Genomic DNA, 15767 nt, shown 5'->3' with positions numbered 1-15767 from the left:
ATGTTTAATGGGCAGTCTTTGCGTGATTGGATAGGGTCATGCCTGACGATGGCGATCCGGGGGGACCATGCGCATTCTGGTGGTCGAAGACGAATTCCTGATCGCCGAACAGCTGTCCCGCGACATCAGCAATCTTGGCGACACCGTGATCGGTCCCTTTTCGGACATCGGCGATGCGATGTGCAGCCTGACCAGCGCGGATGCCGACGCGGCGATCCTGGACGTGCGCTTGGGCGCGCAGACGTCGTTCTGCATCGCCGATCAGCTGAGCCTGCAGGAGGTGCCGTTCGTCTTTCTGACCGGCTATACCGCGCGGGACGTCCCGGACCGGTTCAGCCAGACAGTCATTCATGCCAAGCCCAGCCCGACGCGCAGCCTTCTGCTGCAGTTGCATGCGCAACGCCTGCGGTTCGGTGACGCGGACGGGGTGCAGGAGGTCATGGTGGACATGCTGTCCTATGTCCGCCTGGTTGCCTCGGACGCCGCCGCGGCCGAACGCCTGGTCGAGCGGGTGATGCTGCAGGCGATCCGCGCCATCGAGGGCGGCGATGCCGTCACGGGCACCCTGCGCGGCCTGATGATCGCCCTGATGGACCACGAGATCGCGCGGAACCTGCCCCGCCATTTCCACTAGGGCGGGAACATCGCGCCCTGTCGCCGGTTGCAGGCACCGGTCCGTCCCGTGACGGGCCCGAATGCCACAGGAGACCGCGCATGACCGATTATCCCTATCCGCCCTTTCCCGAACAGGAACAGGACCTGCCCGGCAGCTTCCGCAGGATGGACCCGGTTCCCGATCACGGCGAGGACAGCTGGAAGGGCAACGGCCGTCTGACGGGGCGCGTGGCGCTGATCACCGGCGCCGACAGCGGCATCGGCCGCGCCGTGGCCATCGCCTATGCCCGCGAGGGGGCCGACCTGGCGCTGGTCTGCCTGGACGAGAAGGGGGACATGGAGGATACCGCCGCCCTGGTCCGCCAGGCCGGACGCGAGTGTCTGGTCATCATGACCGACCTGTCCAAGGCCGAAAMCTGTCGCGACGTGATCGCGCAGACCGCCGATCGGTTCGGGCGCATCGACATCCTGATCAACAACGCCGCCCATCAGCGCAGCTTTGCCAAAATCGAGGACATCAGCGACGAGGAGTGGCGCTATACCTTCGCCACCAACATCGACGCGATGTTCCATCTGACCAAGGCTGCGGTCGCGCATATGGGCCGGGGGGCCGCGATCATCAACACCGCGTCGGTGAATGCCGACAAGCCCAGCCCCGACCTGCTGGCCTATGCCACGACCAAGGGCGCGATCCAGAACTTCACCGCGGGCCTTGCGCAGATGCTGGCCGATCGCGGCATCCGCGCGAATGTCGTGGCGCCGGGGCCGGTCTGGACGCCGCTGATCCCGGCCAGCTTTCCGGGCGACAAGGTCGCCACCTTCGGCCAGAACTATCCAATCGGGCGGCCGGCGCAGCCTGCGGAACTGGCATCGGCCTATGTGATGCTGGCGGAGGCGGCCTCCAGCTACATCTCCGGGGCGACCATCGCGGTCACCGGTGGCCAGCCGATCATCTGAGGGGGATGCCATGACCAGAACGCTTGCCCTTGTCGCGGCCCTTGCGGGGGTCGCGCTGCTGGTCCGGTCCGCCACGCGCCGATCCGGCCCTAACGCGGGCGACGCGATCCGTCCCGCAGGGCCCGACCAGATGCGCGATCCGCCCCTGGAATGGTCCGACATCGATGAACGCGGGGACGAATCCTTTCCGGCCAGCGATCCGCCGGGCACCTACTAGGGCCCGGCCTTCCTGCCTTTGGTGCGGGCAAATCGACCCTTGTTTCGCCTTCTGCCGGAACATTCGCGGGCGGCGCCTGTTCTGTTCCTGTCCGATCCAAGGAGGCATATCCGTGTCCAACGACCAGCCCGCCACGCCATCCCCCGCCAAGGCCCGCACCCCCCGGCGATCGCCGCGACGGGCGGCCGATGCCGATCCGACCCTGTTGCGCCTCGCCGCCGCGCGTCTGGCGATCGAGGGGATTTCCCATCAGGTCGATGGCGGGCGCTTTGCGGCAAAGGTCGTGGCCGGGCAGCCGGACCTGTTCCAGGCGGACATCTTTTCGGACGGGCACGACATCATCGACGCCGCTTTGCTGTGGCGCCCGGTCGGGCAGGAGGATTTTGCCGAGGTGCCGATGACCTTCGTCATCAACGACCGCTGGCAGGCCAGTCACGCCTTCGACGCGCCTGGAGACTATCAGATCGGCTTTGCCGCTTGGCGCGACCTGTTCGCGACATGGCGCAAGGAGATCCTGGCCAAGCATGCCGCGGGTCAAGCCATATCGCTGGAACTGACCGAGGGCCGGCGTCTGATCGAGGCCGCCATGGGCCCCAAGGGCCGCGCCGGCGCCGACGACCGGGCCGCGCTGGATGCGGTTCTGGTGCAGGACGACGGTCTGGCCGCGCAGGGCGATGCGGCCCGCCTGACCGCGCTGACGGATGATCCGGTGACCGCGCTGATGAACCGCGCTGCACCCCGGACCGACCTGACGCTGTCTGACACGCTGCCTTTGCATGTCGACCGGCAGGCAGCGGCCTTCAGCGCGTGGTATGAACTGATGCCCCGGTCACAATCGGGCAGCATGGATCGGCACGGCACCTTCGACGACGTGATCGCGCGCCTGCCCTATGTGCGCGATTTGGGCTTTGACGTGCTGTATTTCCCGCCGATCCACCCGATCGGGCGTACGAACCGCAAGGGTCCGAACAACAGCCTGACCGCAGGGCCGGACGATCCCGGCAGCCCCTATGCCATCGGGTCCGCGGATGGCGGGCATGATGCGATCCACCCCGAACTGGGCGATTTCGACGATTTCCGCCGCCTGATCGATGCCGCTCGCGACCACGGGCTGGAGATCGCGCTGGATTTCGCGATCCAGTGCTCGCCGGATCACCCGTGGATCAGGGAACACCCGGAATGGTTCGACTGGCGCCCCGACGGCACCATCAAGTTCGCCGAGAACCCGCCCAAGAAGTACGAAGACATCGTCAACGTCCATTTCTATCGTGATGCCCTGCCGGGGCTGTGGTACGCGCTGCGCGACATCGTGCTGTTCTGGGTGAACCACGGGGTGCGCATCTTTCGCGTGGACAACCCGCACACCAAGCCTTTCCCGTTCTGGGAGTGGATGATCGCCGAGGTCCGTCGCGTCGATCCGGGCGTGATCTTTCTGGCCGAGGCCTTCACCCGGCCCAAGGTGATGAAGCGGCTGGCCAAGGTCGGCTTTTCGCAATCCTATTCCTATTTCACCTGGCGCAACGAAAAGGCCGAGATCATCGAATACCTGACCGAGCTGACGCAGACCGACAGCCGTCTGGTGATGAACCCGAACTTCTTCGTGAATACCCCCGACATCAATCCACGCTATCTGCAGTCCAGCGGTCGGCCTGGCTTTCGCATCCGTCTGGTACTGGCCGCGACCCTGGGTGGCAATTACGGCGTCTATAGCGGTTACGAGATCTGCGAAGCCGCGCCCGTGCCCGGCAAGGAAGAGTATCTGGACAGCGAGAAGTATCAGCTGCGGGTCTGGGACATGGACCAGCCGGGCAACATCCAGGACGACATCCGCCTGATGAACCGCCTGCGCCGCGATCACCCGGCGCTGCGCCAGTTCACCGATCTGACCTTCCACATGGCCCATAACGACCAGGTTCTGGCCTATGGCAAGCGTTCCGGGGACGATTACGTGCTGATCCACGTCAACCTGGACCCGCACAACACCCAGGTGTTCCAGTTCGAGGTCCCGCTGTGGGAATTCGGCCTGCCCGACGACGCGTCGATCGAGGTCCGTGACCTGATCCACGGCAACAGCTTCACCTGGCACGGCAAGACCCAGACCCTGGATCTTGATCCGCAGACCCGTCCCTATGCCATCTGGCAACTCATCGCACCCGGAGCGCCGCGCCCATGAACATCCCGAACCCCAAGCGCGACGGCGCAACCTTCGCCGTGACCGGCGGCATCGACCGCGACCAGGCCGACTGGTACAAGGATGCGGTCATCTATCAGCTGCACATCAAGGCGTTCATGGATTCGAACGGCGATGGCATCGGCGATTTCGCCGGGCTGATGCAGCGGCTAGACTATGTTCAGGAGTTGGGCGTGACGGCCATCTGGCTGCTGCCCTTCTATCCCTCGCCCCTGCGCGACGACGGCTATGACATCGCCGACTATCGGTCGATCAATCCGTCCTATGGCGCGATGCGCGACTTCAAGGCCTTCGTGACCGAGGCGCATCGGCGCGGCATCCGCGTGATCACCGAACTGGTCATCAACCACACCAGCGACCAGCATCCGTGGTTCCAGAAGGCCCGCCATGCCAAGCCCGGATCGGCGGCTCGCGACTTCTATGTCTGGTCCGACACGGACGAGAAATGGCCCGAGACGCGGATCATCTTTCTGGACACGGAAAAGTCGAACTGGACGTGGGACCCGGTCGCGGGCGCCTATTACTGGCACCGGTTCTATTCGCACCAGCCCGACCTGAACTTCGACAACCCCAAGGTGTTGGCCGAGGTTCTCAAGGTCATGCGCATGTGGCTGGAGATGGGCGTGGACGGGCTGCGCCTGGATGCGATCCCCTATCTGGTCGAACGCGACGGCACCAACAACGAGAACCTGCCCGAGACGCATGACGTCCTGAAGGCCATCCGTGCCGATCTGGACAAGCATTTCCCCGACCGGATGCTGCTGGCCGAGGCGAACCAGTGGCCCGAGGACACCCGCCCCTATTTCGGCGAGGGTGACGAGTGCCACATGGGTTTCCATTTCCCGCTGATGCCGCGCATGTACATGGCGCTGGCGCAGGCTGACCGTCACCCGATCACCGACATCATCCGCCAGACGCCCGAGATCCCGGAAAACTGCCAGTGGGGCATCTTCCTGCGCAACCATGACGAGCTGACGCTGGAGATGGTGACGTCGGAGGAGCGCGACTATCTGTGGCAGACCTATGCCACCGACACGCGGGCGCGCATCAACCTGGGCATCCGCCGCCGCCTGGCGCCGCTGATGCAGAACGACCGCCGCAAGATCGAGCTCTTGAATTCGCTGCTGCTGTCGATGCCCGGCACGCCGATCATCTATTACGGTGACGAGATTGGCATGGGCGACAACTATTACCTGGGCGACCGTGACGGGGTCCGGACGCCGATGCAGTGGTCGGGCGACCGCAATGCGGGCTTTTCCACGGCCAAGCCGCAGCAGCTTTATCTGCCGACGATCATCGACGCGGTCTATGGCCACCAGGTGATCAACGTCGAGGCGCAGGCGGACGACCCGTCGTCGCTGCTGAACTGGATGCGCCGGATGATCACCGTGCGCCGCCAGCATCCGGCCTTTGGGCGCGGAGAGATGACGCTGCTTTATCCGCGCAACCGCAAGATCCTGGCCTATGTCCGCGAACACGAGGGGCGCGCCTATCTGTGCGTCGCCAACTTGTCAGACAGCGCGCAGGCGGTCGAGCTGGACCTGGCCAGCCGCCGCGGCATGGTTCCGGTGGAGCTGACCGGCCGGTCGGCCTTTCCGCCGATCGGCGATCTGCCCTACATGCTGACGCTGCCGGCCTATGGGTTCTTCTGGTTCGCCCTGTCGGGCGAGGAAGAGATGCCGTCCTGGCACGAACAGCTGCCCGACATCCTGCCGGAATTCATGACGCTGACCACCCGCGACGGCAAGGTCAGCACCGCGCTGGCCGGCCGCGAGGGGGCGCAGCTGCAGGCAGAGGTTCTACCCCAATGGCTGCCGCTGCAGCGCTGGTTCGCGGCCAAGGACCAGTCCGCCCCGGCCCATGTCCGTCTGCGTCAGCTGGGCGATCTGGGGCAGGGCGAACATGCGATGGTCGCGCTGGACGTGACCCCCGGCGGTGAGGGCGAGGAGCAGAGCTATTTCCTGCCCCTGTCGGCCCGGTGGGGCGACGAGAACCTGCGTCCCGGTGCGCCCAAGCTGTCCTGGACGCTGGCCAAGATCCGCCACACCGCACGGGTTGGCGCGCTGGTCGACGGCGCCTTCGACGAACGCCTGCCGCAGCTGCTGCTGGACGGGATGGTTGAGGGCAAGGCCCAAGGCGATCTGCAGTTCCACGGCACCGATGCCCTGCGTGCCATCACTGAACCCGGCACTCCGCGGCAGATGGGGGTCGAGCAGTCGAACCTGTCGATCGCCTTCTCGGACCAGATCATCCTGAAGCTGTATCGTCGCCTGCGCACCGGGCATCAGCCCGATGTCGAGGTGGCGCAGTTCCTGACCACGGTCGCGGGCTTTGCCCATACGCCGCGCTACCTGGGCCATCTGGATCACAAGGGTGATCAGAACACGACCCTGGCGGCCGCCTTTGCCTTCGTCCCGAACCGGGGGGACGCCTGGACGGGCATCGTCGATGCGCTGATGCTGGAGCTGAACGAAAGCGACGGCTGGACCTCGGCGGGCGATGCCGCGCCGGKGCGGCACGGATACGACTTTCCGCTGTCGATCGGCACCTTGCTGGGACAGCGGACTGCCGAGCTGCACCGCGCCCTGGCGACGCCCACCGATGATCCGGCCTTCGCGCTGCAGGACCTGACCGCCGAGACACTGCGCGGTTGGGCCGATGATGCGGTCGCCGATGCCGAGGCGATGCTGGCCCGGCTGGAACAGGCCGACCTGCCGGACGACGCGGCGCCCTTGGCGCAACAGGTGCTGGCGCAGCGCGACGCGTTGCTGGACCGTCTGCGCCGGGTTGCAGAGCTGACCCCATCCGGCGGGCTGTCGCGCATCCATGGCGATTATCACCTGGGCCAGGTCCTGCTGGCGCAGAACGATGTGGCCATCATCGATTTCGAAGGCGAACCCGCGCGGTCGCTGGACGAACGTCGGGCCCTGTCGTCGCCCTTGCGCGACGTGGCGGGCATGCTGCGGTCCTTTGATTATGCCGCGATGACGGTCGTGGCACGGCATCGCGCCAGCTTTGGCACGACGGTCGAACAGGCGCTGGAGCGGATCGAGGATTGGCGGCGCACTGCCAGCGCGGCCTTCCTGGACAGCTATCGCCAGCATGTCGACGGGTCCGCGAACCTGCCATCCGACCGCGCCGCGGCCGATGCATTGCTGGATTTGTTCCTGCTGCAGAAGGCCATCTACGAGACCGGATACGAGCTGGGCAACCGCCCGGCCTGGGTTGGCATCCCGCTGGCCGGTATCCTGGAACTGCTGACGCAGGAGAACGCATGACCGATATCGCATATCTGCCCGACGGGCTGACCTCCACCGGGATCGAGGCGATCCTGCGGGGCCAGCATCACGATCCCTTCGCGATCCTGGGTCCGCATGACGGGCAGCTGCGCGTCTTTGCGCCCCAAGCCGCCGAGGTCCGCGCGGTGGCCGATAGCGGTGTCTTTCCGCTGGAACGCATCCACCCCGAGGGGTTCTTCTGCGGGCCCGCCCCGCAGGGGGACTATCGGCTGACGATGCGGGCGGGCGATCATGAATGGCAGGTCGACGACCCCTATCGCTTTGGCCCCGTGCTGGGAGAGATGGATGAATACCTTCTGGCCGAAGGCAGCCACCGCCGCCTGTACGACAAGCTGGGTGCCCATCCGGTCACCCATCAGGGCGTCGCCGGCGTGGCCTTTGCGGTCTGGGCACCCAATGCCCGCCGCGTCAGCGTGGTCGGCCATTTCAACGCATGGGACGGACGCCGCCACCCGATGCGCCGCCGTCTTGGCCCCGGCATTTGGGAGCTGTTTATCCCCGGCCTGACGACCGGAGAGGTCTACAAGTACGAGATCCTCAGCGCGCATGGCGAACGCCTGCCGCTCAAGGCGGACCCCGTCGGGTTCGCCCATCAGCAGCCGCCGGAAACCGCGTCCGTCGTCCACGGGCTGCCCGATCACGACTGGCGCGACGGCGCATGGATGACCGAACGCGCGCGTCGGCAGGACCGCCAGGCGCCCATCTCGATCTATGAGGTGCATCTGGGGTCATGGCGCCGGGGCGGCGATGCCGAGATCCTGGACTATGACGCGATGGCCGATCTGCTGGTGCCCTATGTCCAGCAGATGGCCTTTACCCATGTCGAATTCCTGCCGGTGGGCGAACATCCCTTTACCGGATCATGGGGCTATCAGCCCGTGGGCCTGTTCGCCCCGACCAGCCGCTTTGGTTCCCCCGAGGCGTTCGCGCGGCTGGTGGACCGGCTGCACCAGGCGGGCATCGGCGTCATCATGGACTGGGTGCCCGCGCATTTCCCGTCCGACGCCCATGGTCTGGCGCAGTTCGACGGCACGGCGCTGTACGAACATGCCGATCCGCGCCAAGGGCTCCATCAGGACTGGAACACGCTGATCTACAACTTCGGCCGCCGCGAGGTTGCCAATTTCCTGCAGGCCAGCGCGCTGTACTGGGTCGACAAGTTCCATGTCGACGCGCTGCGCGTGGATGCGGTGGCGTCGATGCTGTATCTGGACTATTCGCGCCAGCCCGGAGAATGGGTGCCCAACCGGCATGGCGGCAACCAGAACCTGGAGGCCATCGACTTTCTGCGCGAGGTGAACACCCGTGTCACCACCGACCATCCCGGCGCCGTGACCATCGCCGAGGAATCGACCGCCTTCCCGATGGTCAGCCGTCCGGTCGACCAGGGGGGCCTGGGCTTTGCGTTCAAGTGGAACATGGGCTGGATGCACGACACGCTGGCCTATTTCCGGCTGGACCCGATCCATCGGCAGTATCATCAGCACGATCTGACCTTCGGCCTGGTCTATACCTTCTCCGAGGATTTCGTCCTGCCGCTGAGCCATGACGAGGTCGTGCACGGCAAGGGATCGCTGATCCGCCAGATGGCCGGAGACCGCTGGCAGAAGTTCGCGAACCTGCGGGCCTATTATGCCTTCATGTGGACCCATCCGGGCAAGAAGCTGTTGTTCATGGGCTGCGAATTCGCGCAGGACCGCGAATGGAACCACGACCAGTCGCTGGACTGGCATCTGCTGGACGACCCCATGCATTCCGGCGTGCAGGCGCTGGTCGGGGACCTGAACCGGCTGTATCGCGACACGCCCGCGCTGCACCGGCTGGATTGCGATCCCGACGGGTTCGAATGGATCGACAGCAGCGACAGCGCCCAGAGCGTGCTGGTCTGGATGCGCAAGTCGGACGACGGCGCGCCCCCGGTGGTGGTGGTGTGCAACCTGACCCCCGTCGTGCGCGAGGATTACCGGATCGGCATTCCGGTTCCCGGTGCCTGGCGCGAGGTGCTGAACAGCGACGATCAGGCCTATGGCGGATCGGGTGTCGGCAACGCGGCGGTGCGCGATGCCGAAGCCGTCGTCTGGCATGGCCGCGACCAGTCGCTGAGCCTGACCCTGCCGCCGCTGGCGACCATCGTGCTGATGCCGGTGCAGGCATGACCTCTGCCCCTCCGGCGCAGGGTGATGGCAGCGACCTGCATGCCCGCGCCCGCGCCTATGGCATCCAGCCGCAATACGATCTGGTCGGGGGCGCCGTGCATGACGCCCCCGACGAAACTTTGCGCGGGTTGCTGGAGGCGTTCGACGCGGACACGCTGCCGCCCTTGGCGTCAGAGCCGCGCCTGACCGCGCCCGCCGGTGCGCAATGCCATATGCCCGGTCAGGGTCGTCACTGGGGCATCGCCTTGCAGCTGTACCAGCTGCGCAGCGATCGCAACTGGGGCATCGGCGATTTCGGCGACCTGCACGTGCTGGCCGGTTATGCCGCACAAGCCGGGGCGGCGTTTCTGGGCCTGAACCCGCTGCACGCGATGTTTCTGGCCGACCCGTCACGGTGCAGCCCGTTCTCTCCATCGAACCGCCGGTTCCTGAACCCGCTGTACTTGGCGGTCGATCAGGTGCCGGGTTTTCGCGCCGACATGGCCGATGCGGCGGTGCTTGAGGACCTGCGCGCCGCGGAACTGGTCGACTATCCGGGCGTAGCCGCGGCCAAGCTGTCGGCCTTGCGCGCCATATGGTCCGCAGGCGCGACCCTGCCGGACGATTTCGTGGCCCAAGGCGGCGACGATCTGCGCCGTCATGCGCTGTTCGAGGTCGCCTCGGCTGCGATGGTCGATGCCGGTCACGGCGCGGGTTGGCTTGGCTGGCCCAAGGCATGGCGCGATGTCGATGGCGATGCCATGCGGCAGCTGGCGCAGGAACGGGCGGACGACGTCGCCTTTCACATGTGGCTGCAATATCTGTGCCAGTCACAGTCGCAGACCCTGCGCGACCGCTGTCGCGATCTGGGTATGGCGATCGGCCTCTATCTGGATTTCGCCGTCGGAGAGGCGGCCGACGGGTCCGGCAGCTGGGGCAGCGACATCGTGCTGCCCGACGTGCGCATCGGCGCGCCGCCCGATTACTTCAACGAACAGGGGCAGGACTGGGGTCTGGCACCGCTGTCGCCCGTCGCCATGGCCGCGACCCGCGCGGCACCGTTCCGCGATCTGATCCGGCACGCGACACGGCAGGCAGGCGCGCTGCGGATCGATCATGCGATGGGACTGTGGCAGCTGTTCCTGATGCCGGAGGGGGCAGGGGCCGCCGACGGAACCTATGCCCGCTATCCGCTGGAGGACATGCTGTCCGCCCTGGCCGAGGCATCCCGGCAGAACCGGACCACCATCATCGGAGAGGACTTGGGCAACGTCCCCCCGGGCTTCCGCGAGGTGATGGAGGCCTGCCGCATCCTGTCCTATCGCATCTTCTTTTTCGAACGACGCGAGGACGGCTTCATCCCGCCCGCGGACTATCCGCGCGATGCGCTGGCCTGCCTGTCCACGCATGACCTGCCAACGTTTCGCGGCTGGTGGAAGGGTGACGACGTGGCCCTGCGCCAGCGGTTCGGCTTCATCAGCGACGCGGCCGCGACCGAACAGCGCGATGCGCGCACGGTGGAACGCGCCGATCTGTTGACCGATCTTGTCGCGGCAGGGCTGCTGACGGCCGACGTCGCGGCGGGGATCGACCCGAGCGACGCCCCCACCACATTGACCATCGCCGTGCATCGCCACTTGGCCAGCGCGCCGTCGCGCTTGTTCGCCGTGCGTCTGGAGGATCTGGCGGCCGAGCTGCACCCGGTCAACGTGCCGTCGACGGTGGACGAATATCCCAACTGGCGGCGCAAGCTGTCGATGCCGCTGGACGATCTGGTGGCAACGGCGCTGTTTCGGGATCTGACAGGCGGACTGGCGGCGGAACGGCCGATTGGCCCCGACGCTGCCTGACCCCTGCGGATCAGGCAGCGCCAAGGGCCGTCAGTCGTTCTTCAACGCCTTCATCTCGTACTCCATCATGAACGAGATGAAGGACCGGATGACCACGATCGCGCCCAGCAGCAGGATGTTCGCCAGACTGAGATGCAGGATGGTGCGGATCAGGTCGGCCACGATCAGCACCTCCAGCCCTGCCAGGATGTGCCGGCCAAGTGCCAGCCGCCCATGGTTCAGCTGATGATGGCGGTCATGCGCGTCGCGGTGCATCACATCACCCGACACGAAGCGCGTGGCGAAACGCGCCACGCCCAGAAGCAGGATCCCGATCGCGAACAGCTCCAGCGCGATCACGATCCATTCCAGCCCCGTCGCCACCATGCCCAGGTGATCCGCCATGGAGGACATCGTCGTGTCAGTCATGCTGCCTCATCTGGTGGCGGCCGGTTCATGCCGTTTTGGTCCATTCAGGCAGGGAATAGACGAAGACGGTATCCGATGCACCTCCCAAGGTTTGTCGGACATCATCGCCCTAATGCCCGACGCCAATAAGTGATCGCCTGTCCGCCCTCCGGCGCGCCCATTGGGGCGTCATTCAAGACCGTTACAAGGAGAGCGTTACGAAAAAAGTTCGATCCCGAACCATTCAAATCCAACAGAAAATCCCGGCATTCCTGCCGGGATCGATCCTACTGCCTGAACTGTTGACCGATCATCAGGCCTGATCGCCATGCCCCTGCACGACCTGTGCGTGCTGGACGACCGTCCAGTCCTCATGGGCCTTCTGCCGATAGACGGATGTGCAGGCGGCGGTAAAGGTGGTGTCGCTCTTCTGCGCCTTGACCTCATAGCCGACGACGATCAGACCCTCCTGGGGACGAGAGATATGGCGTTTGGAAAAGGCGACCTCATCCCATTCCGGCGTGCCGGTGACAGCCTCGACCGCGGCCTCGCCGTGAAACAGATAGGGCGCATGGCTCAGCGCCATCACGCATTCGGGGTCGACCCGCTCATGGTACCGCCCTTCCGAGGCGCGCCACAGGCTTTCCTCAAAGTTCCACACCCGTGTGTCATCCATCATGCATCTCCCGTTTGCGTCCCACCTCAACAGGAGGGATCGCAGCCGGTTCCCCGAAGGGCGGCACAGTGTCGTGATGATGACAGGGGGCGTAGCAATGATAGCGGATGGATCGATCGGCGGTCCCGTCCCGCACGCGTCGCGTACAAAACCGGTTCGGGCAGATAAACAACCGGGGAAAGAACCTAAAGCAACACCAATCAACGTCCCCGGTTGTTATGTACCTTATGCCTGAAATTGATTGACCAGTCAGCCTATCTGTTTCGACAGGGTGGGGTGATCGCATATCGGACGGCACGAACAGGACCGGCCCCCGGAAACGGGACCGGGGGCCGCTGCAGGGGGCCGATCCACCCGCCTAATGAAGGCTGAGAGGAGAGGGAACTCGCTGATCGGGCAAACCCTGCACATACAGTTTACGGACGGGGTCCGGAAAAGTTTCACCCTATGCGGGCAAGATCGCCTAGAGCGACAGATCCTCGACGATCTCGGCCCGAACGCCCTTCAGCGGGTCGTCCTCGGTGTGCCGGACAAGATAGTCATAGGCCGCCTGATGGCTGTCGAATGCCATGGGCGCGTCGGTCGCGGTGAATCCGTCGCCTGCCTGCGACAGCTTCATGTGCGGGGCGGCGCCCAAGGCGATGACGAATGTCTGCATTCTGCTCTCTCCGGTCCGGGATGGTGGGGGCGGGCATGGCTGCGGCCCGCCGATCTGCTGCAACGCACGCCGGGCGGGAATGGCGCCGACCGTCACGCGGTCGGCACGGTGCCCCCGTCGATCACGTATTCCGTGCCGGTGATGCTGGCGGCGCGATCGGACGCCAGGAACGCGATCAGACTGGCCACCTCGGCGGGTCGGGACGGGCGGCCCAGGGGGATGCCGCCAAGGCTGTCCATGATGATCCGCCGGCCCCCGTCCAGGTCCGTTCCCGCATCCGCCGCCACGCGTTCGGCCAGCCGGACCGAGGCCTCGGTCTCGATCCATCCCGGCGCCACGCGGACGACGCGCACGCCACGAGGCGCGACCTCCTTGGACAGGCTCTTGCTGTAGACCGAGAGGGCGGCCTTGGCGCTGGCATAGGCGGTCGTGGCCTCGGGCAGGGGCAGCAGCGCCTAGATCGAGGTCACGTGGATCACCACCCCCGACCCCTGCGCGACCATGCCGGGCACCAGCGCGCGGTCCAGACGCAGCGCGGGCCGCAGGTTCAGGTCCAGTTCGGCCTCCCACTCCGCCTCTCCCAGGGTGGCAAAGCCGCCGCCGGGGGCGGACGATCCGCCCAGCATGTGCACGATGATGTCGACGCCACCCATCCGATCCCGCACGGCGGCCGCGACGCTGTCGCATCCCGCCAGGGTGGTCAGGTCGGCGGCGACGAACAGGTCGTCCGGCAGGTTGGCGGCCTTGCGCGCCTTGGTCAGCACCCGCGCGCCAAGGTCGCGAAACAGCGCCACCGTGGCCGCGCCCGCGCCCTGCGTGCCGCCGGTGATCAGGGCGCGCTTGCCCAGCAGCGTCAGGAACCCAGTCATGCCCCGATCTCCAATGCGGTGATGCGATCGTCGGACAGCGCGAAGGCAAAGCGCAGCATGGCCGGGCTGCCGGGGAAATCGCCGGTGACGGTGGCGCGGACGAAGGTCCTGCCATCGGCTTGGATCATGTCGATCGGTTCGGCATGGTGGCGGTACTTGGCCTTGGCGGCCAGCCACCAGTCGCGGATCTGCCGCGGCCCGTGATGGTCGCGACCTTCGTCATGGACGACGGCAGTGCTGGCAAAGGCGGCGGCCAAGACGTCGCCATCCTGGGGCGCGCGGGCGGTGAAATAGGTGCGGATCGGGGGCGGCATCTGCATGGGACGTCCTTTCATGTCTGCTGCCCCCAACATAGCGCTGGACGGTCATGCGGATAATCGGGATAGATCGGCATCTGGTAATGACAGGATCGGGACAATGGGCGTCGTGCCATGGATGCAGGGCTGAAGGCGCTGGAGGCAGTGCTGGCCATCGCGCGGCGCGGATCGTTCCGGGCGGCGGCGCTGGACCTGGGCATGTCGACGACCGCCCTGTCGCACAGCATCGCACGGCTGGAGGCGTCGCTTGGCGTCCGCCTGTTCAACCGCACCACCCGCAGCGTGTCGCTGAGCGATGCCGGCCGCGCCTTTGTCGCCCGCATCGGCCCCGCGGTGACCGAGATCCGCACCGCGATGGAGACCGCGCAATCGCAAGGGACGACCCCCTCCGGCCTGCTGCGCATCAACGCATCCGTCCAGGCGGGGCGCGAGGTGGCGCCGCTGGTCCTGGCCTTCCTGCGCCGTCACCCGCGGATGCAGGTCGATCTTGTCACCGAAGGGCGGCTGGTCGACATCGTGGCCGAAGGGTTCGACTTGGGCCTGCGCCCTGCGGACCTGGTGCCGCGTGACATGATCGCCCTGTCCGTGGGGCGGCCGCAGCGCCATGCCGTCGTCGCATCGCCGGATTGGATCGCGGCACATGGTACGCCCCTGACGCCCGCCGATCTGCCGCCGGCGGAGTGCATCCGGGTGCGGCTGCCCAACGGCGCGCTGCTGCGCTGGCCGTTCCAGCGCGGCGCCGAGGTGGTGCAGATCGAGGCCCAGGGCCGCCTGACCCTGGACGAGGCCGCCATCGCGCGCGCCGCGGTGCTGGATGGCGCCGGCATCGGGTTCTTCATCGAACAGGACGTGGCCGATGACATTGCCGCCGGGCGGATGGTGCGCCTGCTGGCCGATTGGACGCCGCCGCGGGCGCGCTTCAGCCTGTACTATCCGGATCGGCGCAATCCGTCGGCGGGGTTTTCGGCGTTCCTGGCCATGGTCCGCGACGTGGGGCGTGCGTGATGGTCCGCGGTCCTATCGCGGCCGCAGCCCGTCCAGGAACACGTCCAGCAGCAGGCCGGCCCGCGCCGGGTCCGCACCGGGACCATAGCTGAGGCTGAGCAGCACCCGGATCAGGTCGTCCGCCGTGACCGTGCCGCGGACCTGTCCCGCGGCCACGGCGCGGTCGCGCAGCCCACCCACGGCCGCCAGCATGCGCGCCGACTGTTCGGTGAAGAACGGCGCCTCCTTGTCCAGCACCGGGGCCAGGGCCGCGACCATGCCCCGCTTGGTGGCCATCATGTCCAGCGCGGCGTGCATCCAGACGGGCAGGTCGTCGGCGCGGGCCAGTGCCTCCAGCGCCTCGACCTCGCGGGCATAGACGGCCTGGAACAGCGCCTCGCGCGTGGGGAAATGGCGATAGAGCGTCGCGATGCCCAGGCCCGCGCGCCGCGCCACGGCCTCCAGGCTGGCGGCGTCGCTGCGAAAGACCTCGCGCGCGGCGGTCAGCAGGCGGTCGCGGTTGCGGGCCTGATCGGCCCGCGGCTTGCGCGCGACTGGCGTGTCTTCGCCCATTCCCCGACGTCTCCTTCATCGTTGTTGCGAAACGGAGGA

13 protein-coding genes and 1 pseudogene are annotated in these 15767 nt (G+C 66.6%); 8 read left to right on the top strand and 6 right to left on the bottom strand.

Features of this window, described 5'->3' with window-relative positions; all coding sequences use genetic code 11:
* Nucleotides 1–67 precede the first annotated feature (67 nt).
* From GBO37_RS06155 to malQ, 7 genes are all read left to right on the top strand, one after another.
* Nucleotides 68–634 carry a hypothetical protein gene (locus GBO37_RS06155; protein ID WP_252927857.1) on the top strand — a complete coding sequence of 189 codons (567 nt, stop codon included), beginning with the start codon at nt 68–70 and terminating at the stop codon, nt 632–634.
* A gap of 80 nt (nt 635–714) precedes the next feature.
* Complete coding sequence (locus tag GBO37_RS06150; RefSeq protein ID WP_252927855.1) at nt 715–1572, top strand: SDR family oxidoreductase; 858 nt, start codon at nt 715–717, stop codon at nt 1570–1572.
* 10 nt (nt 1573–1582) lie between these two features.
* Nucleotides 1583–1789, top strand: a complete 207-nt coding sequence (locus tag GBO37_RS06145) for a hypothetical protein (protein WP_252927853.1) — start codon at nt 1583–1585, stop codon at nt 1787–1789.
* A gap of 205 nt (nt 1790–1994) precedes the next feature.
* On the top strand, nt 1995–3962 hold the full coding sequence (locus tag GBO37_RS06140) for an alpha-1,4-glucan--maltose-1-phosphate maltosyltransferase (RefSeq protein WP_252927879.1): 1968 nt from the start codon (nt 1995–1997) through the stop codon (nt 3960–3962).
* Nucleotides 3959–7258, top strand: coding sequence for a maltose alpha-D-glucosyltransferase (treS, locus tag GBO37_RS06135; RefSeq protein ID WP_252927848.1), 3300 nt, complete (start codon nt 3959–3961; stop codon nt 7256–7258). The genes GBO37_RS06140 and treS overlap by 4 nt, the downstream gene beginning before the upstream one ends.
* On the top strand, nt 7255–9435 hold the full coding sequence (gene glgB / locus GBO37_RS06130; protein WP_252927847.1) for a 1,4-alpha-glucan branching protein GlgB: 2181 nt from the start codon (nt 7255–7257) through the stop codon (nt 9433–9435). The genes treS and glgB overlap by 4 nt, the downstream gene beginning before the upstream one ends.
* Nucleotides 9432–11264 (top strand): 4-alpha-glucanotransferase, encoded by a 1833-nt coding sequence (gene malQ, locus GBO37_RS06125; protein WP_252927845.1) that lies wholly within the window; start codon nt 9432–9434, stop codon nt 11262–11264. The genes glgB and malQ overlap by 4 nt, the downstream gene beginning before the upstream one ends.
* A 30-nt stretch (nt 11265–11294) precedes the next feature.
* Here the strand turns inward: malQ and GBO37_RS06120 are convergent, their stop codons facing one another.
* The 5 genes and pseudogenes from GBO37_RS06120 to GBO37_RS06100 all read right to left on the bottom strand — a co-directional run bounded on the left by GBO37_RS06120 (nt 11295) and on the right by GBO37_RS06100 (nt 14174).
* Nucleotides 11295–11672, bottom strand: a complete 378-nt coding sequence (locus GBO37_RS06120) for a DUF1622 domain-containing protein (RefSeq protein WP_045981824.1) — start codon at nt 11670–11672, stop codon at nt 11295–11297.
* A gap of 292 nt (nt 11673–11964) precedes the next feature.
* On the bottom strand, nt 11965–12330 hold the full coding sequence (locus GBO37_RS06115; protein WP_252927843.1) for a hypothetical protein: 366 nt from the start codon (nt 12328–12330) through the stop codon (nt 11965–11967).
* A 460-nt stretch (nt 12331–12790) separates the two neighbouring features.
* Nucleotides 12791–12985, bottom strand: a complete 195-nt coding sequence (locus GBO37_RS06110) for a hypothetical protein (protein WP_252927841.1) — start codon at nt 12983–12985, stop codon at nt 12791–12793.
* A 92-nt stretch (nt 12986–13077) separates the two neighbouring features.
* Nucleotides 13078–13854 (bottom strand): annotated as a pseudogene (locus tag GBO37_RS06105) (SDR family oxidoreductase).
* A complete protein-coding gene (locus GBO37_RS06100) occupies nt 13851–14174 on the bottom strand; it encodes a nuclear transport factor 2 family protein (protein WP_252927839.1) in 324 nt (107 codons plus the stop codon). Before GBO37_RS06100 ends, GBO37_RS06105 begins: the two are co-directional and overlap by 4 nt.
* Before the next feature lie 111 nt (nt 14175–14285).
* Here GBO37_RS06100 and GBO37_RS06095 point away from each other — a divergent pair, with 111 nt between their 5' ends.
* Nucleotides 14286–15176, top strand: coding sequence for a LysR family transcriptional regulator (locus tag GBO37_RS06095; protein WP_252927837.1), 891 nt, complete (start codon nt 14286–14288; stop codon nt 15174–15176).
* 12 nt (nt 15177–15188) lie between these two features.
* Here the strand turns inward: GBO37_RS06095 and GBO37_RS06090 are convergent, their stop codons facing one another.
* A complete protein-coding gene (locus tag GBO37_RS06090; RefSeq protein ID WP_139597944.1) occupies nt 15189–15728 on the bottom strand; it encodes a TetR/AcrR family transcriptional regulator in 540 nt (179 codons plus the stop codon).
* Between the last annotated feature and the right edge of the window lie 39 nt (nt 15729–15767).

It is taken from the genome of Paracoccus sp. 08, from assembly GCF_024105395.1.
GTDB classification, from domain to species: Bacteria; Pseudomonadota; Alphaproteobacteria; order Rhodobacterales; family Rhodobacteraceae; genus Paracoccus; species Paracoccus marcusii.
This window is presented reverse-complemented; position numbering and strand designations above follow the sequence as displayed.

Coding starts and splice junctions, on each gene's coding strand:
- GBO37_RS06155 (WP_252927857.1), top strand. CDS start 68: ATGCGCATTCTGGTGGTCGAAGACGAATTCCTGATCGCCGAACAGCTG.
- GBO37_RS06145 (WP_252927853.1), top strand. CDS start 1,583: ATGACCAGAACGCTTGCCCTTGTCGCGGCCCTTGCGGGGGTCGCGCTG.
- glgB (WP_252927847.1), top strand. CDS start 7,255: ATGACCGATATCGCATATCTGCCCGACGGGCTGACCTCCACCGGGATC.
- malQ (WP_252927845.1), top strand. CDS start 9,432: ATGACCTCTGCCCCTCCGGCGCAGGGTGATGGCAGCGACCTGCATGCC.
- GBO37_RS06120 (WP_045981824.1), bottom strand. CDS start 11,672: ATGACTGACACGACGATGTCCTCCATGGCGGATCACCTGGGCATGGTG.
- GBO37_RS06115 (WP_252927843.1), bottom strand. CDS start 12,330: ATGATGGATGACACACGGGTGTGGAACTTTGAGGAAAGCCTGTGGCGC.
- GBO37_RS06110 (WP_252927841.1), bottom strand. CDS start 12,985: ATGCAGACATTCGTCATCGCCTTGGGCGCCGCCCCGCACATGAAGCTG.
- GBO37_RS06100 (WP_252927839.1), bottom strand. CDS start 14,174: ATGCAGATGCCGCCCCCGATCCGCACCTATTTCACCGCCCGCGCGCCC.
- GBO37_RS06095 (WP_252927837.1), top strand. CDS start 14,286: ATGGATGCAGGGCTGAAGGCGCTGGAGGCAGTGCTGGCCATCGCGCGG.
- GBO37_RS06090 (WP_139597944.1), bottom strand. CDS start 15,728: ATGGGCGAAGACACGCCAGTCGCGCGCAAGCCGCGGGCCGATCAGGCC.